The organism is Cryobacterium sp. RTC2.1 (genome assembly GCF_035018685.1).
In the GTDB taxonomy this organism is placed as follows: Bacteria; Actinomycetota; Actinomycetes; order Actinomycetales; family Microbacteriaceae; genus Cryobacterium; species Cryobacterium glucosi.
Map to the genome: position 1 here is coordinate 23,887 of NZ_JASJXJ010000001.1, position 22,227 is coordinate 46,113.

At 60.5% G+C, this 22,227-nt stretch carries 19 protein-coding genes; 6 read left to right on the plus strand and 13 right to left on the minus strand.

What is annotated here, in order from left to right:
* The first annotated feature begins 107 nt into the window (after window positions 1–107).
* Window positions 108–1,607, plus strand: a complete 1,500-nt coding sequence (locus QN357_RS00105; protein WP_323504257.1) for a DUF2142 domain-containing protein — start codon at window positions 108–110, stop codon at window positions 1,605–1,607.
* 32 nt (window positions 1,608–1,639) lie between these two features.
* Here QN357_RS00105 and QN357_RS00110 read toward each other — a convergent pair whose 3' ends face one another.
* From QN357_RS00110 to QN357_RS00135, 6 genes are all read right to left on the minus strand, one after another.
* Complete coding sequence (locus QN357_RS00110; RefSeq protein ID WP_323504258.1) at window positions 1,640–3,685, minus strand: hypothetical protein; 2,046 nt, start codon at window positions 3,683–3,685, stop codon at window positions 1,640–1,642.
* Between the two features lie 221 nt (window positions 3,686–3,906).
* Window positions 3,907–5,490 (minus strand): glycosyltransferase family 2 protein, encoded by a 1,584-nt coding sequence (locus QN357_RS00115; RefSeq protein ID WP_323504259.1) that lies wholly within the window; start codon window positions 5,488–5,490, stop codon window positions 3,907–3,909.
* Entirely contained in the window at window positions 5,487–5,846 is a 360-nt protein-coding gene (locus QN357_RS00120) for a hypothetical protein (RefSeq protein ID WP_323504260.1), read from the minus strand. The genes QN357_RS00115 and QN357_RS00120 overlap by 4 nt, the downstream gene beginning before the upstream one ends.
* A gap of 74 nt (window positions 5,847–5,920) precedes the next feature.
* The gene (locus tag QN357_RS00125; RefSeq protein WP_323504261.1) at window positions 5,921–8,464 is read right to left on the minus strand and encodes a glycosyltransferase; all 2,544 of its coding nucleotides are present in this window, start codon (window positions 8,462–8,464) and stop codon (window positions 5,921–5,923) included.
* Between the two features lie 66 nt (window positions 8,465–8,530).
* Window positions 8,531–9,277, minus strand: coding sequence for an ABC transporter ATP-binding protein (locus QN357_RS00130; RefSeq protein ID WP_323504262.1), 747 nt, complete (start codon window positions 9,275–9,277; stop codon window positions 8,531–8,533).
* Window positions 9,274–10,110, minus strand: coding sequence for an ABC transporter permease (locus QN357_RS00135; RefSeq protein ID WP_323504263.1), 837 nt, complete (start codon window positions 10,108–10,110; stop codon window positions 9,274–9,276). Before QN357_RS00135 ends, QN357_RS00130 begins: the two co-directional genes overlap by 4 nt.
* Window positions 10,111–10,179: 69 nt before the next feature.
* Here QN357_RS00135 and QN357_RS00140 point away from each other — a divergent pair, with 69 nt between their 5' ends.
* Window positions 10,180–11,067 (plus strand): glycosyltransferase family 2 protein, encoded by an 888-nt coding sequence (locus QN357_RS00140; RefSeq protein ID WP_323504264.1) that lies wholly within the window; start codon window positions 10,180–10,182, stop codon window positions 11,065–11,067.
* Window positions 11,068–11,130: 63 nt separating this feature from the next.
* On the opposite strand, the gene QN357_RS00145 is transcribed toward QN357_RS00140, so the two are convergent.
* Genes QN357_RS00145 through QN357_RS00160 form a run of 4 tightly spaced genes read right to left on the minus strand, consistent with a single transcriptional unit; the run spans window position 11,131 to window position 14,748 of the window.
* Window positions 11,131–12,156, minus strand: a complete 1,026-nt coding sequence (locus QN357_RS00145) for an NAD(P)-dependent oxidoreductase (RefSeq protein ID WP_323504265.1) — start codon at window positions 12,154–12,156, stop codon at window positions 11,131–11,133.
* The gene (locus QN357_RS00150) at window positions 12,153–12,899 is read right to left on the minus strand and encodes a glycosyltransferase family 2 protein (RefSeq protein ID WP_323504277.1); all 747 of its coding nucleotides are present in this window, start codon (window positions 12,897–12,899) and stop codon (window positions 12,153–12,155) included. The genes QN357_RS00145 and QN357_RS00150 overlap by 4 nt, the downstream gene beginning before the upstream one ends.
* A 5-nt stretch (window positions 12,900–12,904) precedes the next feature.
* Complete coding sequence (locus tag QN357_RS00155; protein WP_323504266.1) at window positions 12,905–14,161, minus strand: nucleotide sugar dehydrogenase; 1,257 nt, start codon at window positions 14,159–14,161, stop codon at window positions 12,905–12,907.
* A 26-nt stretch (window positions 14,162–14,187) separates the two neighbouring features.
* Window positions 14,188–14,748 carry a GtrA family protein gene (locus tag QN357_RS00160; RefSeq protein WP_323504267.1) on the minus strand — a complete coding sequence of 187 codons (561 nt, stop codon included), beginning with the start codon at window positions 14,746–14,748 and terminating at the stop codon, window positions 14,188–14,190.
* A 106-nt stretch (window positions 14,749–14,854) separates the two neighbouring features.
* On the opposite strand from QN357_RS00160, the gene QN357_RS00165 reads away from it, so the two are divergent.
* Entirely contained in the window at window positions 14,855–16,162 is a 1,308-nt protein-coding gene (locus QN357_RS00165) for a hypothetical protein (protein WP_323504268.1), read from the plus strand.
* 169 nt (window positions 16,163–16,331) lie between these two features.
* Here QN357_RS00165 and rfbA read toward each other — a convergent pair whose 3' ends face one another.
* Together rfbA and QN357_RS00175 are read right to left on the minus strand one after the other, a co-directional pair.
* Window positions 16,332–17,198, minus strand: a complete 867-nt coding sequence (rfbA, locus tag QN357_RS00170) for a glucose-1-phosphate thymidylyltransferase RfbA (RefSeq protein ID WP_323504269.1) — start codon at window positions 17,196–17,198, stop codon at window positions 16,332–16,334.
* 2 nt (window positions 17,199–17,200) lie between these two features.
* Window positions 17,201–17,809 carry a dTDP-4-dehydrorhamnose 3,5-epimerase family protein gene (locus QN357_RS00175; protein ID WP_134558227.1) on the minus strand — a complete coding sequence of 203 codons (609 nt, stop codon included), beginning with the start codon at window positions 17,807–17,809 and terminating at the stop codon, window positions 17,201–17,203.
* A 74-nt stretch (window positions 17,810–17,883) separates the two neighbouring features.
* Between QN357_RS00175 and rfbB the strand changes: the two genes are divergently transcribed.
* From rfbB to QN357_RS00190, 3 genes are read left to right on the plus strand one after another with little or no spacing between them, the layout of a single operon-like run.
* Window positions 17,884–18,873 (plus strand): dTDP-glucose 4,6-dehydratase, encoded by a 990-nt coding sequence (gene rfbB, locus QN357_RS00180; RefSeq protein ID WP_323504270.1) that lies wholly within the window; start codon window positions 17,884–17,886, stop codon window positions 18,871–18,873.
* A complete protein-coding gene (gene rfbD / locus QN357_RS00185) occupies window positions 18,870–19,724 on the plus strand; it encodes a dTDP-4-dehydrorhamnose reductase (RefSeq protein ID WP_323504271.1) in 855 nt (284 codons plus the stop codon). The genes rfbB and rfbD overlap by 4 nt, the downstream gene beginning before the upstream one ends.
* Entirely contained in the window at window positions 19,721–20,866 is a 1,146-nt protein-coding gene (locus QN357_RS00190) for a glycosyltransferase family 1 protein (protein ID WP_323504272.1), read from the plus strand. Before rfbD ends, QN357_RS00190 begins: the two co-directional genes overlap by 4 nt.
* Before the next feature lie 72 nt (window positions 20,867–20,938).
* Here the strand turns inward: QN357_RS00190 and QN357_RS00195 are convergent, their stop codons facing one another.
* Window positions 20,939–22,183: a hypothetical protein gene (locus QN357_RS00195; RefSeq protein ID WP_323504273.1), complete on the minus strand. Its 1,245-nt coding sequence runs from the start codon at window positions 22,181–22,183 to the stop codon at window positions 20,939–20,941.
* Between the last annotated feature and the right edge of the window lie 44 nt (window positions 22,184–22,227).

A 22,227-nucleotide genomic window follows, 5' to 3' on the forward strand; every position in this document is an offset into this window, starting at 1 on the left:
TCTATAGGTACGGCCGCGAGCGCGACGCTCATCATTACAATGGAATGACTGCGGAGGCAACAACCCTTGCTACCGACCGAGGATGCGCCGGCCGGTAAGCTCACGACGTGACTCAGGCGACGCAGCAACGCACTCGAACGAGACTTCTGGCAACGATTCTGACACCGATCATCGGACTTATGGCGCTCCTGAGCTGGGCAGTGGCCTCACCGGTTGGGGCTAGCCCGGATGACGACTACCACCTGAACAGCATCTGGTGCGGAGACGGCATCCGCGAGGGACTCTGCGCGCCCGGTCCGACGGATGACGAGCGTGTCGTCCCCGTACCTCTGGCGGCCTCGCCCTGCTTTGCTCTCAAGCCGAATCTCAGCGCTTCCTGCCAGAAGGACGGGCTGACCTCCGGCGGTTACGCGTCGGTCGCGACCAAACGCGGCAACTGGACAGGCGACTACCCGCCGCTCTTCTACGCGGTGATGGGCGCCTTCGCCGGTCAGGACATTCCCCTCTCCGTCATTCTTATGAGGGTGTTCAACGCTGTGCTCTTCGTGGGCATAACCACTGCCCTCTACTTTCTGCTGCCGTTCAGGAGACGCCCGATTCTGGCGTGGAGCCTCGCTATCACGCTGGTGCCCCTTGGCATGTTCCTTATACCGTCCACCAATCCCAGCAGCTGGGCCCTCATCTCTGCGGGAACGCTCTGGATCGCTCTACTGGGATTCTTTGAATCGAGTGGTCAACGACGCCTCGGCCTCGGTCTTTTGGCTACCCTGGCGACCGTGATCGGAGCCGCAGCCCGTGCTGACGCCGCCATATACGCCATCCTCGCGATCGGCGTGGTCGTGATGCTCTCGGCACGGCGCGAACGACGATTCATCGTGTCGTTGGCACTGCCCATTGCGCTCGTGTTGATCGCAGGGTACTTCTACTTGTCGTCCGGCCAGTCCTCGATCGTTGAATCCGGGCTCGTCTCCGGCAACGTTCGAGGAGACTGGAAGCAACTGCTATTCGTGAACATCTTGAACGTGCCGACCCTCTGGGCGGGCGCCCTGGGTTTCTGGGGAATCGGCTGGCAGGACACTGTTCTCCCAAGTGTCGTGTGGGTTAGCACGATCGCAGTCTTCAGCGCGCTCGTCTTCACCGGAATGCGCACTATGGGTCGACGAAAGGGTTTGGCGACGGCTGGAATCTTCGGGGCCATGTGGGCCATCCCCACGTATGTCCTTGTCCGCTCCCATGCCTACGTCGGTGAGCAATTCCAGCCCCGATACATACTGCCGCTGATGATCTTGCTCGCCGGGCTCGCCCTCTTCAACTCGAATGGCCGTGTCTTGAAGCTCGCCAGATTTCAAACGATCCTCGTTGTCGTGGCCCTGAGCCTGGCCAACTCAGTCGCCCTGCATTTCAACATCCGCCGCTACGTCACCGGCGCCGACGCGATCGGCTGGAATTTGAACGCCGGCGTCGAATGGTGGTGGGCCGGCGCGCTGTCGCCGATGGCCGTCTGGGCCATCGGGTCAGTCACATTCGCGGGGGTGGTCGCGGCGTTGTTCTGGCGCCTCCTCTCACCTGCTCAAGCAGAGACGCATACGTTCTCGCGGGTGAACTAACGACGAACGGGACCAACTCGGCCTTTCTCGTCCTATCCCGTGACAACTTTACAGCCGAGGAGCGCGTTCGAACCGGGGCCGACATTGATTGCGTACACGCAAACGTTGTGGGATCCGAGAGTGATCGCGGTGGTGAAACCGTAACCATGATTGGGACCGTATGCCGGGTAGACGGCTGCGAAGTCCAGACGTTCGTTGGGCGCCGTGATCGGCGTTCCACTCGCATCGACGTAAATGTGCACCGGGATCGGCTGAGCGGTATCGGGGTCATAGGCCCACCCTGAAACCGAGAGCTTTCCGTTAGTGGCGGAGAGCGAATCGATGACGCCGACCGGCGAGCCGCTCATCGCCGTCACTGTTTTGCAGCCCAGCTCCTGATTCCCTCCGGGACTCACGACATCGATTCCGTAGGAGCACACTCGATGGACGCCGGGCGTTGCTGCGAAGGTGATCGCGTAGCCATGCGACGAGCCGTAGCCGGGGTAGGCGGCGGCGACATCGGGCCGTGATCCTGTGGCCGAGCCTGCAACTCCGCTCGAGTCAGAGTAGACGTGCACGGGTATTGATGCCGTTGTATCGGGATCGAATGCCCACCCGGCTGCGGTGATCGTTCCGGGGCCGACGGACACCACGTCAAGGGTTCCAACTGGCGCGCCACTGAGAACTGTGACGGTCTTGCAACCCAGGAGGGTGTTGGACCCGATTCCGGCAGATTCAATCCCGAATGCACAGACCGTGTGCACCCCCGGGGCGACAGTGAGACTTCGACTGTAGCCGTGCTGTGGCCCATACCCGGGATAGATCTGAGCAACGTCGGAACGGGAGTCGTCTGCAACGAAAGCCGCACCTGCGGAGTCTACATAGATGTGGACTGGGATCGATGCCGACGTGTCGGGGTCAAAAGTCCAGCCCGTCACGGTGATGGCGCCCCGGGACGCGCTCACAGAGTCAAGGACCCCCTGTGGGGAGCCCACCTGAGCGACGAGGTCGCTACACGTGAACAGCGTATTTGTTCCCGGGCCCTGATTGATCCCGAAAACGCATACGTGCTGATTGCCCGCTGTGGTCGTTTTGAGCGTGACATCAAAGCCGTGCGCGGACCCGGCCGACGGCCACATCGCGCCGACGTCTGGTCGATTGTTGCTCGCAACGATCGCCGTGCCGACACCGTTGACATAGACATGCACCTGGATGGAATCCGATGTGTCCGGGTCAAACGCCCAGCCGGCGACCCGGATGCCACCGGGTACGGTCGTGAGAATATCGACACTGGCGACGGGGTTCCCCGCCGAGTTGGGCGAACCGAACCAGTTGTTGTAATAGACCCAGAAATTGCGATTTCCATAGGAGGAACAGCTGTCGCCGGTACCGCCAAGGTTTGCCAACGCTGCGGCGTCCGGCTGATATGGCGTGTAATAGTACAAAGCTGCCGTGGCGTTGTTCTTGATCTGAATCGGGCTCGATCCACAAGCAGTATTGGGGTGGTACTGAATGTTTGACATCTGTCCAACGTGCAGTGAAGTGTGGGATCCGAGTGGATTGCCGTACCAGGCAAATTGCCGAGCGGCCGAGAACACCTGGATGAAGAATCCGTAGTAAGCGGAGTCACACGGCGCCGTATCCGGGCAGCCCTGCCCGAGGGCATTTCGAAGTTCCGAAGCAGAGGGAGCATTGTCCGTCACCAGACCTTGTTCCTTCTGCAACGTGACCAACAAGACCTTCGCGCTGATCGTGCAGGCCTGCTGAACCTTGTAGATGATCCGCGCAGCAGACTCGCCGGCTTCGCCTGAGTATGTTGCGCAGGTGCCGAAGCTGAGTGTCGTTGTAGGGGTGTCCACCCGAAGCACGTTCAGACACAGCGAATTCTGGCAGGTTCCAACCTTGGCATCCAAAAAAGCCTGGATCTGATCCTGTGACATTGCGTCGCGGACATAGAAATTCTGGTCGGAGATGATATATCCGGGATCGAACTGGCTGCCGCTGAGGGCTTGCGCAGGTTGCGGCATAGCCGTGAGAACAGTCCCGATCAGGCCGACGACCACGAGGGCAGTCAGCATTCTTCGTGCTTTGTCGAGCATGTCCGTGCCTCCGGTACCGACCGTGCGTCGTCAGCACGGCATCAGGTGGGCAACATTCTCTCGGGAAGGAGGACACGACCGCACGGGCAACACTACGCGAGGGGAAGCACATTTGGGGACTTCCCAGGCTGGGTTCCCCCGCTTAGGGGGTATGGTCTACCACCGACCCTGAGGGCACAAGCAAGCTGTCCTCGCCACGGGAAGGTACGAACACCCTGAAGCTAAAACAGGTAGGGATCTCGTCCCGGCCGACCCCATCGCTCGAAGATCATCTTGTCCTCAAAGGAATGCACCGTCGGGTTCCGTGACCGTGACTCAAAGTGGAAGAGCTCCAGGTTCGCGAGCCACACCAGCCGGAAGCCCGCTTGGTCAACCTTCTTGCAGAGGTCGACGTCGTTGAAGCTTCCGGGGAACAATTCGGAGAAACCGCCGATGGCCGTGAAGACCGAACGAGGCATCGCTACGCACGCAGCAGTGAGGCCCGACGATTCACGGTTGACGATGAGGGAACAAAATGCGCCGAAAGAGTCCTGCTCTGAGCCCATGTACGCATGTGTGAACTGACCCATGTGATGGAGGTGTCCCGCATGCTGAATGAAACCATCCTCAAACAGCAGTTTTGCACCGGTCATTCCCACGTCCGGCTCGTTGAGTGGAGAGATCAAGTCGCCGATGAACTCGTCGCTGATGACCTGCGTATCGTCGTTGAGAAAGATGAGCACATCCCCGCGTGCCGCAAGAAAGCCTTCGTTGCATTTGCGGCTGAAGTTGAACGGACGATCGAAGGGCACGAGCGTGAGCCTGTCCCCCGCAATCTCGACGAGGTCCGTGAGCACTTCAGCAGGGGTATCGGTGTCATGGACCACGACGATTTCGAGGTCCTCGTGGCGCGTCTTGGCAAGCACCGAACGCACAGCTTCGACAACGAATACCCGCCGTTGGCCCCAGACAAAGCCAGCAGTTCCGCGGGTCGGGATGATTACGCTCACAGAACGCTTGAGCTCTGGCTCTCGCTCGATCCGATATGTGCCTGAATTCACCCCTCGGTAGGCAACGCCAGCTATACCGACTCGAGCGAGGTGGGCGTTGACGGCGCGAACGCCGGCATCCCACGTGTATGGCTTGTTCGCAGGGTCAGCGGCCGTCGAACCGGCAATGACACGCCAATGGTAGAGGACCTCTGGGATGTGGACGATTTGGCGAGCCTGTTCCGTCACGCGTAAAACAAGGTCGTGGTCCTGCGAGCCCTCGAACTCTGATCGGAATCCGCCGACTTCACGGACCAGGTCGGTGCGCAAGACAGAAAGGTGACCCGTGTACATCTGACCGCGAAGTCTCTCCGGGGACCAGTCGGGCTTGTCAAACTGGTCGTAATACTCCCCTCCGGCTCCGAGCTTGTCTTCGTCAGAATAGACATAGTCGGCACCGGGGGTCTTGCGGATCACCTCGTACATGAGTTTGAGTGCACGTGGCGCAAGAAGGTCATCGTGATCGAGCAATGCGAGGAAGGTGCCTCGGGCTGCGTCGATCGCATCGTTGGATGCCTGAACGATTCCGCCGTTCGATACGCGCTCGATCACTCGAATTCGTTCGTCCCTCTCCGAAGCTCTGCGCAAGAGCTCTCGAACGGCAGGGTCTGGTGAACAATCGTCGACAAGGACAAGTTCCCAGTCCCGAAAGGACTGGCCGAGAACGGAGTCGATGGTTTCCTGAAGGACGTCGACGGGCGCGTTGTAAACCGGTGTAAGTACCGAGAAGAATGGGTTGCGCAGTGTGCTTGTTTGGGCGGGGGCCGGCTGGCTCATTTGAGAAAGCGCCTCTTGGCACGCTTAGCTAGCGCGACTGGTGCTATCACCATGCGACCGATTCGCCATGTTGTCGAACCCCTCGTCAGTGCGAGGTCCTGTGCGCTTCGATCCCGAATACGCATAATCTCCGCCTCGGCACGGTCACGTTCGTGGATGAAGTCGATCCGAGCCTGAACCAGTTCGGCTCGAAGCCCGAGCTCCATATCCCTGCTGATGAGCTGGGCATGGGTCGAATCACGCAGGCTTGCAACCAGCAGGTCCCGCTCGCGACGTACTTCAGCGCATTCCGGATCGCTACACCGTGGCGGGTTGGTCTCTGCGGCACTCATCTTCACACTCTCGTCGCTTTTCATTTCAATTTTCAGCTTACCGATTGGATGCGTATGGCCCGGCTAGCAGTCACCGTTGCATACTCCCCATTAGGGGGCTATTCGCCAGCGGCCTTCTTGCGCGCTTGCCTTGCCTGCACGCGTTCGATGACTGCGCCTGGTCCACCTTGCCGGAAGTAGTACGCGACCCGTCCGAAGTCACGACGAAGCCCGGTGTGGCGAACAACCTCAAGTTTCGGAGTCTTCTGCGCGCCCAGCTTGCCTCGCTTGTCCTTCTTCTCGACAGCCAGCTTCTTATCAGCAGCGTGTTGGGGAGCTCGGCAGAATTCCACCAGCGGAGCGAGTGCCTTGTCCCAGGTGAAGGATTGGCGAACGCGGGCTACGTTATTGCGCGCAGCCAAGACTGATTCATCATCGTAGAGATAGGTCGCGATCGCCGCTGCAAGAGCGTCAACATCTCGTTCGGGAACTGCGGCCCCCAGCGATTCGCCGGCTACCAGGCTTCCGAAGGAATCACCATCCGTCGTCACGATAGGCAATCCAGCCCAGAGATAATCGAGAATTCGGGTCCGGAACGAGAACGTCGTTTCGACGTGCTGGAAGTGGGTCGACACTCCGAGGTCAGCCTCAAGAAGGTAGTCCTGCCTGTCCTCGTACGGCACCCACGTCTCATTGAAGAAGACGTGCTTCCCAGAGAGTCCAAGTTCATCGGAGAGTGCCCTTGCCGCGCCAACGACCTCCATCTCCGGCACAAGCGGGTTCGGGTGCTTGACGCCCATGAAGAAGAGTCGAATGTTGGGGTGCTCCACGGCAAGCTTCGCGACTGATCGGATCAGCGTGTTCGGATCGAACCAGTTGTAGATCCCCCCACCCCAGATGATGATCTTGTCGTCCGCTCCGATTCCCGGAACCACACCACGCATTGCCGGGTGGAGATGCACAGGTTCTTCTGAGGGGATCCCAAAGGGTGCCACTGCAATCAGGGTATCGAGGTCGTTGTCCCGCGAGTAGGTGTAGGGGTTGACCCGCCCGAGCGCGGAGAGCTGGCCGAGCCAGAAGTGCCGCTGTCGTTCGCTGGCGCAGAGGAAGAAATCCCCGAGGAGAAGCTGGTGGTTGAGGGCATCCTTCGCCTCGGTGACCTGCTTGTCCCAGAGAGCCAGTGTCTGGCCACGGCCCTGTTCCAGCTGCTCCAGCTGGAGCGGGTCGTACACGTCAACGACGAGCACCTTCTTGGACGTCTCAAGGCTGGGGAACAGTTCCAGGGCGTGTCCCTGCACGATGATCACATCGGCCCATTTTTCGTGTTCGTCGACCGAGCTGGGGTGGTGATGCGAAATAACGCCGACCTCAACCATGTCGTCCAGGGCCACAGCCTTCGACATGCTCAGGAGGCGTACGTCGTGATCTTCCGACAGGAGCTTGGCGATGTTCCACGCCCGGATAGCCGGGCCTGCCATCCTGTAACCGACGGGGTCGCCCGTGATGACAAGAATGTGCCGGCGGCCGACAATGCTCAACTGACCGAGATTGTCCACGATCTTTTCGTAGCCACGGAGATAACCCTCGATCGGATAGGCGGGCTCGTCAGTGTTGCCGAAGAGGCTCTTCAACTGCCGGTCCGACACAGCACGGGTCTCCTGCACTTTCGCACGGGCCGCACGCATTTCGGGAAGCAATTCGACGAACTGGTCGACTGCATAAATGCCGGCCATCGTCTGCTTGGAGATCGGAAGAGTCGCCTCATCATCGTTGCCGGGCTTGCGAATATCGAGGGACGTCGAGTCCAGACTTCCGCGTGCCACAGCTCGCCGTGTAGCCAGGAGGAGCGCGCCGGGGAAGACCTGGGCAAGAGACTCATCGTCGAGATTCTTGTACAAGGTGTAAAGCGCGTTCCGCTCGAGAAGATAGGTCTCGCGAAAATTGCCGAACTTGTTCATCGAGGCGTGGTGCTTGTGGAATGCAAGCGACTTGGGTTGGAACCGGAACCGATACCCGAGAAGGTTCAGCCGCCAGCCGAGGTCGACATCGTCATAGAACATGAAGAACGAATCATCGAATCCGCCGAGCTCATGGAAGACCGACGAGCGGATGAACATCGCGGCGCCGGTGCCGAAGAGCACGTCCTTTTCGTCGTCCCAGGCTCCGCGATCGGTCTCGCCGGCGTGCGGCTTGTAACCCATGCCATACCAAGTGATCGAGCCGTCAATATAGTCAACCTTGTCGCCGTCCCAGTCCAGAACTTTGCTAGCGACAGCGCCGATGTTCGCTCCGCCGGAGAACGTGGCGATTGCTTCTCTGATCCAGCCGATATCGGGCCGGGCGTCATTGTTGAGGAAAGCCACGAATTCGCCAGTAGAGCGGGCCACGCCGAGATTACACCCGCCGGTGAATCCCGTATTAATCTCGGATTCGACGAGAACGACGTCTCCTGCTATGTCCTGAAGTCGGACCAAGCTGTCATCGCCGGATCCGTTCTCCACGACGATGATCTCCAAGAGCTCCCTCGGCCAATCGAGTTCAAGAAGACCGCGCACACACTCGATCGTGTCTTCAGCACCCCGAAAGTTGACGAGAACGACGGACACGACACCTGGACGTTGTTTCTTCAAAAAACACACCTCGTTGAATTGGACGGCAACCACAGGAGTCTACCAAGCTGTCGAAAACGCCCGGACTCGGACATTTCCCCAGTGGCATGGGCGGGATGTCTAGGCTGCGGCGCCCCCGGGCAAGGACGCGAGATAGGAGTCGATCGTGGCCTGAGCATCCCCATCCGTGACGAGCTCGCCGTGGTTCAACCACGCAGCACGGTCACACATATCGCTCACCATACTCATGGAGTGGCTGACCAGAATGACCGTTCGGCCGGCGGTCTTGAAATCGATGAACTTCTGCTTGCACTTCTCTTGGAATTCCGCGTCACCAACGGCCAGCACCTCGTCCACAACCAGAATGTCCGGATCGACGTTGATGGCGATGGCGAAACCCAGCCGCACATACATGCCCGAGGAATAATTCTTCACGGGCTGGTCGATGAACTGCTCCACACCGGAGAAGTCGACGATCTCATCGAACTTTCGAGTGACTTCCTTCTTGGACATCCCGAGGATCGACCCGTTCAGGAAGACATTCTCCCGCCCGGACAGCTCCGGATGGAAACCGGATCCGACCTCGAGCAGTGCAGCAATCTTGCCGCCATACGTTATTGAGCCCTTCTCCGGGGCGTAGATCTTGGCAAGACACTTCAGAAGCGTCGATTTCCCGGATCCGTTGCTTCCGATCAAGCCGAATGTCGAGCCGGTCGGTACCTCAAAACTCACGTCCTTGAGCGCCCAGAAGTCCTCATGGATGGAACGTCGACCGCGCATGACCGCGGATTTGATCGACTGGTTTCGCTCGTGATAAAGCCTGAACTTCTTGCTCAGGTGATCAACGGTAACTGCAATCTCATTCATAGCGCTTCCGCCAGACCTTTCTCGCCCTTGCGGAAGAACCAGACACCAACGACAAGGGCCACAGCGGACCACACCACGCAGAGGAGGAAGTCCTCGCCATTTGGCCATCTGTTGTCGTAGAGTAACTGCCGGAATACCGCCACAAACCGCTCCAAGGGATTGATTCGGTAGATATCAAGAATCGTAATCGATGTTCCGAAGAGTCCTCCGTACTTGTTCGACTGATCTTCGACGAGGCTAATCGGGTAGATCACGGGAGTCAGGTACATCCAGATCTGCATGACGATTCCGACGAGGTACTGAGTATCCCGGAAGTGAACGTTTGCCACAGCGAGAACCAGTGCGACTCCGGCAGAAAATAGGGCCAGGAGAACCATCATCAGTACGACCAGAGGAACCCAGGGCCACACGAAGGAACCGCAGATGACCAGAACGATAAGGAGAACGCCCATTTCGAAGAGCCAGTTATAGCCTACGGAGCCCACCTTGGAGAGGGGTAAAACAATTCGGCTGAAGTAGACCTTCTGAACGAGTCCAGCGTTGCCCAGGATGGACCCCATGCCCTGCTGAACCACATTCGCGAAGAATGCCCAAGGCAACAGCCCGCACAGAAGCCAGACGGCGAAGATGTTCAATCCGCTGGGGTTTCCGGGCGGAGGTGTCACTCTGAGGATGAACGCGAAGACAATGGTGTACACCAACATCGTCGCAAGCGGATTCACCAGCGACCACAGCTGGCCAAAAATGGTTCGCTTGTATTGGCCTCTGATCTCACGGAGGGTGAGATTGGCCAGCAGTTCTCTCGAATCAAGAACTTCTTTCAAATATCGCATGTACCCTCGCTGAGCGGCCGGTCGGGATGGCCGCAGATCAATCTAGCCTAGAACTATGATGGGAAGCCTATGGCCACCGAACTGAACCCACCCGTCGCAGCAGCGCGCGTGGCCGTCGTTACGGTGAGCTACGGCTCCGAGCTGGTCCTCCGTCCCTTTCTGGCGTCTCTGTCGCGAGCAGCAGTGGTGCCTCTCAGGGTGCTGGTCGCGGACAACAAGCCAAGCGCGGCCCCCGCTGACGTAGCATCCATTTCCGCAGACTTTGCAGCGGAGTATCTCCCGATGGAATCGAATCGCGGATACGGCCACGCCATCAATGAAGCGGTCAAGAAGTTGCCGCCTGAGATCGAATGGGTTGTTGTGAGCAACCCCGATGTTGTCGTTGCCCCGGGGAGTATTGACTCTCTGCTGGCCACAGCTGAATCCGATGCCGCGATCGCCGCGATCGGCCCGCGAATCCTCTCCTCCGACGGTGAGGTGTATCCGTCGGCACGGGCCATCCCGTCTCTCCGCTCCGGTGTCGGCCATGCCCTCTTCGCGAACATCTGGCCGTCCAATCCCTGGACCCGACGGTATCGACGTGACAGCACCACGGTCCTGATCCAGAGAGACGCCGGGTGGCTCTCAGGCGCGTTTCTGATGGTTCGCCGTTCGGTTCTGGATCAGCTGCATGGCTTCGATGAGAGCTATTTCATGTATTTCGAAGATGTGGACCTTGGCTATCGCATCGGCAGGCTCGGCCTCCGCAACGTCTACCTTCCGAGCGCTACCGTCGTGCACACGGGCGCACATTCCACGCATACGGAATCTTCTCGGATGATCAGGGCACATCACGACAGCGCCAAACGATTCCTCTTTAAGAAGTACCCCGGACCGTTCCTGTGGCCGCTGCGAGTCGCGCTGGCACTGGGCCTGGAGGCACGTTCGCGTGTCGCCGAAAGACACACGCGCCTGTAGCTGCGCGCTGAATCGACAACGCCCTGCTCGAGTCCGGAGACTCGAGCAGGGCGAAGGTTTCGGTTAGATTCGACCGTCTTCGATTGCGGTCTGAATCCACGGGATGACCTCATCGAGCATGTCATCGAGGGACGTCGCCGCCTCGAACCCGAGGAGGTCTCGGGCCTTGGTCACGTCGGGGACGCGCTTCTGCACGTCGTGCTCGAATCCTTCGTCGCTGATGAAGCTGATCGGCGCATCCGGTCCCTTGATCTTGCGCCAGATGACCTCCGCGAGTTCCTTGACGTTGTGTCCGGCCGGGGTCGACATGTTGAAGTCGTTGTTGATCGCCGCCGGATTCTCCAAGCTGCTGACGATACCGCGTGCAAGGTCTCCGCCATAGGTATAGTGACGGACCTGGTCACCACTCCCGAGAATGTGGATCGGGTCCTGACCGCGAACGATCTTCTGTACGAGGTCCGGAACGACGTGGCTCATGGCGAGCTTCACGTTTCCGGAATCGATCTCGACATCGCCCAGCGCACGGGTCTCGCCGATTCCCACACAGTTGAACGGGCGGAGAATCGTGTAGGGCAGCTTGTACTGGTCCCAGGCTGCGATGGCGAAGTACTCGACCGCGAGCTTCTGGAATCCGTAGGAGGACAGGGGCGGCGGTACGAGGCGCTCGTCACCCTCCTTGCTCGGCCAGCGGTCCGTGGACTCGAAGACCATCGAACTCGACATGTACGTGACCTTCTTCAGGCGACCGGCTTTGTGCGCCTCAATGGCGGCGTCGACCGAAGACGCGATGATGCGCTCATTCTGAGCGAGGAGGTCATACGGATAGGTGTGGAAATAGGAGATTCCACCGATCAATGCCGCGCCGGCGATGAAGTGGTCTGCGTCCGAAAGGAGACGGGTCATCAATTCGGTGTTCTGGACATCGTCAACGAAGAGTTCGTAGTTCGGGTTGGAGTCGTAGGACTTGACGACTTTTCCATACTTGGAATAGTTGTCCACTCCGACGACCTGGTAGCCCTGTCGAAGCAATTCCTCAACGATGTAACCACCGATGAAACCGGCAGATCCTGTGACGACTACTTTTTTCATACTGTGCTGTCCTTCTTCTTGGTTGAGTTGAGCTGATCGACGGTCAGACGCGGGCCGAATGCGAACCGGTACCACTTGAGGTACTTGGGAATCCATTTCGCCAACTTGAAATTAGACTCCCCTGCGGTGCGATCGAGCCAGATGGTGGGAATTTCGGCAACCGGAAGTCGGAGGCGCCGAGCTTTGGCGGTGAGTTCGATTCCAATTTCAAAACCGTCCCTGCTATCGATTCCGACGGATCGGACGAAGTCGGCGTCATAGGCCTTGAATGAGTTGGTAGCGTCCCTGGTTCCTGAATTGGTCAGGAGGTGCAATGACTGTCCCGCCATCCTGGAGAGAAAATTCTTCAGCCGAGGACCGCCCACCTGCTGGCCACCTGCCATATATCGCGAAGCTGCGGCCACCACAACTCCGCGCTCCACGAGCATCACGAGGTCATCAATCTGACGAGGGTCGTCACAGCCGTCGGCCATTGTGACGACCACAGTGGGGGCAACGGCGTGATCGATCCCATATCGAATCGCATACGCCGGCCCCCGTCCGTAGTCGTTGACCAGGTATTTCACGAACGGAACGATCTCCGAGTAACGCTCGACCGGGCCGATCGTCGTGTCCGTGTCCGCGTCGACCACAATGAGTATCTCGGCATCGCTGTGAACGGCTGCGACAATACGGTCCAGTCCGACCACGATGTCCTCACCCTCGTTGTAAGCAGGGATGACGATTGAAACGCGAGGTGCCACCTGAGTCAAACCAGCACTCCGTTGCCGAGCAGGTTCCAGACGTCGGCGACGGGCTTGTCCGTCCGAATTCCGCGGTACTCCGGATGCGGGGTGGCAATCACGAGGATGTCGGCCTTCTCCAGTACCAGATCGAGCGGGAGCAGAGTGTCATCGGTTTCCTCACTGACGTACGGGTCCGTACCGAGGACAGCCTTCGCTTTGAATTTCAGAACCCGACGGAGCTTGTACGAAAGGCTCGAACGGATATCGTCGGATCCCGCCTTGAAAGACATTCCGAGTATCCCGACGGTCATCGTCGACAGATCGAAGCGCTTTTCCAACTGGCTCACGACATACAGAGGAAGTCCTTCATTCACCAGCATGGCCGAGTGGCCGAGGGTGAACGTGTTGTCGCTGAAGGCGGCAAGCTGCATGGTGTCCTTGAACAGGCAGGGGCCGGCTGCGAATCCGGCACCCGGCATGTCACTCGCCCGAGGGTAGTCCTGGGTGAGGCCAGCCCTGATCCGTTCGAAGTCGAGTCCGCGGTTGTTCGCCATCATGTAGAACTGATTGACCGCGGCGAACTTGATGTACCGCCACGTGTTCGTGAAAAGCTTGGCGAGCTCAGCCTCCTCAGGTTCAAGGTGCACGATTGTCTCGGTCAGTGTGCCGAAGAGTTCGGCTGCACGACTACGACCAGACTCGGTATGTGACGAAACGATCTGAGGCAGGCTGAACAGTTCGGTCATCGCACGGTGCTCTGCAATACGCTCCGGGCAGAACGCCACCTCGATATCCACGCCAAGATCCGCGATCATACGTTCGACGAGTGCCGTGACGCCCGGATAAACGGTGCTCCGAAGCACGAGGAGCTGGCCATCACGGAAGTAAGCGCTGCATGAACCGAGAGCGTCGGGGATGGCGTTGGGATCGGGGTTGAGGTGTTCGTCAACCGGTGTCCCGATGACAACGATGATTGTCTGTGCGGTGGCGACGATGCCGGCATCAGTGGATGCGACCAGCTTTCCGTCAGCGAGGGCTTGGGTGAGCATGGGCTCTGCGCCGGGCTCGACGAACGGCATAGTTCCCGCGTTGACAGTCGCAACTGCTTTTTCACTGAGATCGTAGATGCCGACCCGAGCGCCGCGGCTCGCGAGTGCGATTGCAAGGGGAAGACCAACGTGTCCAGCACCTCCAACGACAACGACGTCGTGCTCGAATTGAGATGTCAAACGAATCGGCTCCTTGGTTTGTGCAGGCAAACGCCCGCGAGTGATGGACATGTCCACCCTAATCTAAGGCTCCGGCCTTACTTTCCTGCCGGCACGGCACTCGCCGCGACGGCGTTGCTTTCGCTGACGTCCTCGGATTCCAACTCCGCCCGGAGTGTCCGGGCGGTGAGACCGTCCGAACGAGTGGGTGCATAGACCCAGAACCGGTAGAGGAGAAAACGGAAACTGGTGGCGATCACCAGTCCGATGACGTTCGCCGAGATGTTGTCGGCGAGGAGGCTGGTGAACCCGAATACGTAGTGCGAGAGATAGAGGCAGAAGAGACTGATCCCCATGCCCACCAAGGCAATCACGCTGAATTCGACGAATTCGAGGATGAAATTTTCCCTACGGTGCTCCCGGAACGTCCAATAACGGTTGCCCACCCACGTCACGACCGTGGAAATGGTGACCGAGACGATCTTCGCTCCGAGCGGGCTCTGAAAGAAGTGATCCTCCCCCAGCGCTCCAACACTCAACAGGTTGAAGACGCCGACATCGATGGCGTAACCCAGTAGTCCGACGACGCCGAACTTGAGTGCGTATCGCAGAATCCGCTCGTATAGAACGAGGGCCGCGCGGTGCAGTGATGACGCCACGAGACCTCCGAGGATGGTTGATTGGCAACTTTGGTATGCTACCAGACCCCCGCCGCGGCAGGCCGCCGTCGATGGCCGTGCCCTAAGTTCGATATGTTTGCAGCACATGTCCAGATACGAATCAAATCCCGGTCTCGCTGCGCGAACGGTGCCCAGGTGGCTCATCGGACCGCAGGCTGTTCACTACTTCGCACTCGTCGCCAGTTTTGTGCTGATCCTCTTCATTGGTAGAACCCAGTGGTTCTTCGGCGACGACTGGGCCATTCTCGCCCCCAGGCTCGACACAGATTTCATGCTCCCTCATGTCGGTCATTGGAATCTCATACCGGCCGTATTGTTTCCACTGCTCCGCAACTCGATCGGACTCGACAGCTACCTGCCGTTTCTCGCCCTTGCTGTCATCGCTCATCTCGCAGTGGTGCACGTGGTCTGGCGAATTCTGAGTCGGATCGGTGTGCTTCCCTGGCTCGCGACGCTGCTGAGTATCTTTCTAATGCTCCTCGGCGCCGCTTCTGAGAATCTCCTCTGGGCATTCCAGTTTGGGTTTATGGGAGCGATCGCGCTCGGTCTGGGCGCGATCCTTCTTCTCGACCGCAAACAACTCACCATCACTGCACGAGTATCTATCATCGTGCTGTCGGTCCTCGCGCCCATGTTTTCCGGAACCGCGATTCCCGTCTTGGTTGCGGCCGGCCTCGTCGGATGGTTCCGGCATGGCTTTCGGCGCACAGCCTTTCTCCTCCTTCCCGCAGCTGTCATCTACCTCTCCTGGTACTGGGACTTCGGCAGACTCTCAGCTGTGCCCGCGTCCGGGATACATTCAGTGGCGGATGTCGACTCGGCACTGCAGTTCTTCTTCGCAATGTTCGGTGTCGGTTTCGGGCATGCCCTTCCCCTCATCGTGCTTGGCGTCATTCCGTGCCTGGCAGTGGTCAGCTGGTTCTTCGTCAGCGTCCGCATCGGAGTTCGCTCGCCTCAGCTGATCGCCTATGCGCTTGCAATCGGTTCTGTAGTGTTCGCAGCACTCACGACGTACTCCAGGATGAACCTGGGCATTTCAACGGCCGGATCCAGTCGCTATGCATATGTGTTGATCACTCTCCTCGTTCCGGCATTTGGGGTCATTTTGAACTCCGCATCAATCAAAGGACGAGTTCAGAGGGCACTCGTCTATGCTCTCGTTCTCTGCCTTATCGGCTTCAATGCCATGTTTTTGAGGGATGACGCGCATCGGCAGGCGGACCGAGAAGCGACCAGCCGCGCCCGGATCGAAGGGGCTCTGACCCAGATCAAGAACGGCCAATTCGACCCGGCAGAATTATCGAAGCCGATCGACGATCAGTGGTCTCCGGACTTGCTTGGCTCAGATTTGACGTGGCTCTACGAGCACGGTCAGATCACCCCGGCAAAATAGCACTGCCGCGCTAGGTACACCCGGCCGGGACGTTGGTGACACTTCGGGCTTGTGCCCACGGCCGCCGGCCTCATCAAACCGCACTGCTGCTACAACACCGAACGCATCCACACCGGCATCGGAACAACCCCCATCAGTCGAGTGGCACCAACGTCATGACTCAGTACAGCTAGACGGAAGCGACCAGGCTGCTCAAGTACTTCCCGTAGCCGCTTTTCTGGAGAGGGGCCGCGAGCACGGCAAGCTGCTTGGTATCGATCCAGCCGGCGCGCCAGGCGATCTCTTCGATGCAGCCGACCTTGTGGCCTTGGCGGTCTTCGATGACGCGCACGTACTCGGAGGCCTGCATCATCGACTTGAAGGTGCCGGTGTCGAGCCAGGCGGTGCCGCGATCGAGAACCTGGACCTGGAGCTTGCCTGCCTCGAGGTAGCGCTCGTTGACAGTGCTGATCTCCAATTCGCCTCGAGCGCTGGGCTCGATGGACTTGGCGATCTCGATGACGGAGTTGTCATAGAAGTAAAGACCCGGAACCGCGTAGTTGCTCTTGGGCTTGGCCGGCTTTTCCTCGATAGAGATGGCGGTCATGTTGTCGTCGAATTCGACGACGCCATAGGACGTGGGGTTACTGACGTGGTAGGCGAAGATGCGTGCCCCGTCTATTTCGGTGTTGTTGCGCAGGGCGGAGCCGAGGCCGGCACCGTGGAAGATATTGTCGCCGAGGACAAGGGCGACGCTGTCGTCGCCGATGAACTCCTCGCCGATGATGAACGCCTGGGCGAGACCGTCCGGGGATTCCTGAACGGCGTACTCGATGCGGATGCCCAGGGTGGAACCGTCGCCGAGGAGGGCCCGGAACTGGTCGTTGTATTCCGGGGTCGTGATGACGAGGATTTCCTTGATCCCGGCCATCATCAACGTCGACAAGGGGTAGTAGATCATGGGCTTGTCGTAGATGGGCATCAGCTGCTTGGAGATGCCCTTGGTGATCGGCCACAGGCGTGTGCCGGAGCCGCCGGCGAGGATGATTCCGCGCATGTCTAGTTTCCTTCGTTCAGTGCCGCGTAGAAGGCCTTCGCGTCTGCCCAGGTCGGGAGAAGCCCGTTCGCGGCGGACTCGGCCAGCCCGGGGGCGTCGGTGTCTTTCGGGGAGAGCAGGAGTTCGCCGGCCTCGGGCGGGAACACCAGGCCGATGTCGGTGTCGAGCGGGTTGATGCCGTGTTCGCGGCCCGGGTTGAACGGGGCCGTCACGAGGTAGCTGACGGTGGCGTTGTCGGTCAGGGCGACGAAGCAGTGCCCGATTCCCTCGGCGATGTAGACGGCACGACGGTCGGTGTCATCGAGGAGGACGCTGTCCCACTGGCCGAACGTCGGTGAACCGACCCGGATGTCGATGATGTAGTCGAGGACGGCGCCATAGGTCGCGGTGACGTACTTGGCCTGGCTCGGCGGAATGTCCGCGAAGTGGATGCCGCGCACCGAACCACGCTTGGAGACACTCGTATTCGCCTGCACCACGTTGAGCTTGTGCCCGATCGACTCCTCGAGGCGGTCGAACCTGCCCCATTCCAGGAACACCCCCCGGTCGTCGCCGAACTGCTTCGGAGTGATTTCGTAGGAATCGGGGATGGAGAGTTCGCGGATCTGCACGCGCAGAAGTCTACCAAGCGGGTACCGGTAGCATTGAAGCGATACTTTCAGCAAACGGAATGGTCACCTCTTATATGAAGATCCTCGTTACCGGCGGCGCCGGTTTCATCGGCTCCAACTTTGTTCGTCGCACCATCGAAGACGCCTACCCGGGTCTGGAAGGGGCCGAGGTCGTCGTCCTGGACGCTCTGACGTATTCGGGCAACCTGGCCAACCTTGCGCCGATCGCCGATTCCCCCCGGTACTCGTTCGTGCACGGCGACATCCGCGACGCGGCGTTGCTCGACACGATCTTCCCGTCCCTGGACGCGGTTGTGCACTTCGCGGCCGAGTCACACGTGGACCGGTCCGTGCGCGACGCCTCCATCTTCGTCGAGACCAACGTTCTCGGCACCCAGCAGCTCCTCGACGCCGCGCTCCGCCATAACCTGGCCCGGTTCGTGCACGTGTCCACGGATGAGGTCTACGGGTCGATCGCGGAGGGCTCCTGGAACGAGGAACGCGCCCTGGAACCCAACTCCCCGTATTCCGCGTCCAAGGCCGGCAGCGACCTGCTCGCCCGCTCATACCACCGCACCCACGGGTTGAACGTGTCGATCACGCGCTGCTCGAACAACTACGGCCCGTACCACTTCCCCGAGAAGGTCATCCCGTTGTTCGTGACGAACCTGATCGATGACAAGCACGTTCCCCTGTATGGGGCGGGCAACAACATCCGCGACTGGCTGCACGTGGACGACCACACCCGCGCGATCGCGATGGTCCTCGTCGGCGGTCGCGCCGGAGAGATCTACAACATCGGCGGCGGCACCGAACTGACCAACCTCGAACTCACCCAGCTGCTGCTGGACTCCACCGGCAAGGACTGGTCCTACGTCGACCGGGTCGCTGACCGACTCGGCCACGACCTGCGCTACTCGGTGGACATCACCAAGATCCAGGCCGAACTCGGCTACGCCCCGCAGGTCCCCTTCGAGAAAGGCCTCGCCGACGTCGTGCAGTGGTACCGCGACAACCGCACCTGGTGGGAACCCCTCAAGGCCCGCGCAGCACTGAGCTCATGACCCGGTACCTGATCACCGGCGCCGCCGGGATGCTCGGCCGCGACCTGCAGAAAGCCCTGACCGGGCGAGACGTGACCGCATTCGACCGTGGCGAACTCGACATCACCGATGAAGCCGCCGTCCAGGCGGCCGTCACCGGGTTCGACGTCGTGATCAACGCGGCCGCGTACACGAAGGTCGACGACGCCGAAACGAACGAGGACGCCGCCTACCTGCTGAACGCGGTCGGACCGCGCAACCTCGCCCGCGCCGCGAAAGCAACCGGTGCGCGCCTCGTGCAGATCTCTACCGACTACGTCTTCGAAGGCAACGCCGAGTCCCCCTACCAGGAGGACGCACCCGCCGCACCGATCTCCGCCTACGGGCGCACCAAGGCCGCCGGCGAGGAATTCGTCCTCGCCGAGAACCCGGGCAAAACCTACATCGTGCGCACCGCATGGCTCTACGGGAAGAACGGCCCGAACTTCCCCAAGACCATGCTGAAGCTCGCCGCCACCCACCCCACCCTGAACGTGGTCGAGGACCAGGTCGGCCAGCCCACCTGGACCGTCGACCTCGCCACGCAGATCGTCGCCCTGCTCGACGCGGATGCCCCCGCCGGCATCTACCACGGCACCAACTCCGGTGTCACGAGCTGGTTCGGCTTCGCCCAGGCCGTACTCGAAGCCAACGGCCTGGAACCCGCCCGGGTGCACCCGACCGACGGGGCCTCCTTCGTGCGGCCGGCACCCCGCCCGGCCTACTCCGTACTCGGCCACGATGCCTGGACCACAGCCGGACTCACCCCCATGCGCGACTGGCACGACGCCCTCACCCAGGCCGTGGCCGAAGGCGTCCTCGAAACCGAATGATCACACTGCGGGTTATCGTCGACCAGATGATCGCGCCGGTTCCCGGCGGGATCGGTCGATACACCGAGGAGCTGACCCGGGCGCTCATCGCGAGCGCTCCGCTCAACTGCGAGGTTGAGGGGATCGTCTCCGCGTCGCAGCCCGAGCAGTACGCCGCCATCGAGGCGGCCCTGCCCGGGCTCGCCGGGCTCTACAAGACAGCACTCCCCCGCCGAGAGCTCGCCGCGGCGTGGCAGCTCGGGGTGACCACTTCCCCCGGGCCCGGCATGATCCACGCGCCGGGCCTGATGGCTCCGCTGCGCCGTCACGACCGGGTGAACGACCACACGCAGGTCGCTTTGACCGTGCACGACGTGCTCGCATGGACGCATCCTGAGGCACTGACCCCGACGACCGTTGCCTGGACGAAAGCGCGGATGAAGCGGGCGCGGAAGCACGCGGACGCGATCGTCGTGCCGAGCCATGCCGTCGCCGCGCAACTCGCGGAGATCGTCGACCTCGGCGACCGGGTGCGCGTCATCGGGGGCGCCGTCGGCACCGGCTTCCGGCTGCCGTCCAACTCTTCGGCCACTGAGCTGCTCGCCACGGCACTCGACCTGCCGTCCGAATACATCGTGACCGTCGGAACGCTCGAGCCGCGTAAGGGCGTCACAGCCCTCATCACGGCCCTCGGCCTGCCCGGCGCTCCGGACCTTCCCCTGATCGTCGTCGGACCGGGCACCTGGGGCGAAGTCGACCTCGGTTCCGTCGCCGAAGAGGCCGGACTCACGCCGGGACGGGTGCGGGCGATGTCCGCGCTCACCGACGAGGAACTCGCCGTCGTGATCGCCCGCGCGAACGTGCTGGTCGTCCCGAGCCTCGAGGAGGGGTTCGCGCTGCCCATCATCCAGGGCTTCCACCTCGGCACCCCGGTCGTGCACTCCGACGCTCCCGCTCTCCTCGAGGCAGGCGGCGATGCCGGTCTCGTCGTCGAGCGCGAGGATGCCGCCGGGTACCCCGAACGCCTCGCCGAGGCAATCGCCCGGGTCCTGACCGACCGGGCCCTCGTCCAGAGGCTGCGCGTCTACGGCGGCGACCGGGCGAAGGCTTTCAGCTGGCGGGATTCGGCCGAGCGTGTCTGGCAGCTGCACGCCGACCTGTAGGTGCCGAGCAAGGCATCCACGCACACAGTCTGTGAAACCGTTGGCCGTGGGCGCCGGTCTCATCCCTGGTCACTAGCGGGCGCCGCGCACCACGTCGCATGTCGTCAGGACTTTCCATCCACCAGGTGCGATTGGCAACCCAACGGCCTGCGATCCTGGGAGCGTGCGGCACGCCTGTTGAGCCTCTGCGACTTCAGCAACCCACGCACGCTGTGGTTCCCGAGCTGTTACCGCAAAATCAGGTAAAGCAATGATCGAAAGAAGCGCTATCAGCACGACTCCAGCGGATGCGCCCACGATGAGGCTCTTTCTTCGCTGCTTCCATACTGCCGCCGCCGCCGCCAGGCTAATGAGAACCAAAGTTATGGGAAGTATGGAGTATCGACTGCCCTCCCAGGTGATACCGGTGGCGGGATCAAACTTCGTAGTCCACCGGATTGACGCGGATGCGGCGAAGAAGACGAGTGCGGTGCCCGTGGACAAGAACGCGAGACCGCCCAGCTGCCCACCGCGCAGCATAGTCCAGACCACCGCCGTTAGAACGAGAATTATGGCCATTAACAGGGAAAGAACTCCCCAGCTCAGGTATGCCGCCGCCGCCCCCGACTCGCCACTCAGTCCAACGAGGAATACCCGGAAGATGGTCGAGCGGACCAACCCTGGAACGGTCGGCAGCGCCCTGGCCTCACCCAAACTCGAGCCCAAGACCACTTCGAGTTGTATGCCGAGACTCACGAGATAGATCACAGGGACAACCAGCTGGCGCGGACTCCGCAATGCAATGAGTCTCACGAGAACGATCGGCAGAAAGACTCCAGACAAGGGATCGCTGAGAACGGCAAGAGCAACGACGACTCCTGACGCGATCAGAATCGCCGGATGATGCTGGCTCGTCACAAGCACGACGATCAGCCCAACTAGAAGATACCAATGCGAATTCGCAAGGCTGCCAATGACCTCGACGTTTGCGATGGGCAACGTGACAACGCCAAGCCAGACAGCGAACCTGGGTACTTTGGCCGGTATCCGTGGCTGAAGCAATATGTAGACGAAGGCTGAAACGAAGGCCGTCAAAAGGCACGCCGCGACGGTCAAAGCTAGGGGAACATAGGCCAATGGCACAACGTTCACCGCGATCGAAGCAACTATTCGAGGGAAGGCGTGCATGTACCCGGCGTAGGGCTCGAGAAATGACGCCAAAGGACTGCCTTCGAGAGCCCGGGCAACGAAAACCGCGCCGTCTTCGGCCCATAGAACATTGCGGGAGCCAGGGGGTAATCGACTGTAGGTGGTGATGAAGCCCAGGATGAGGAGCACAAGCCAAGTCGGCACAAACTTCAGCCAGGTCGAGTGAGCGTCTT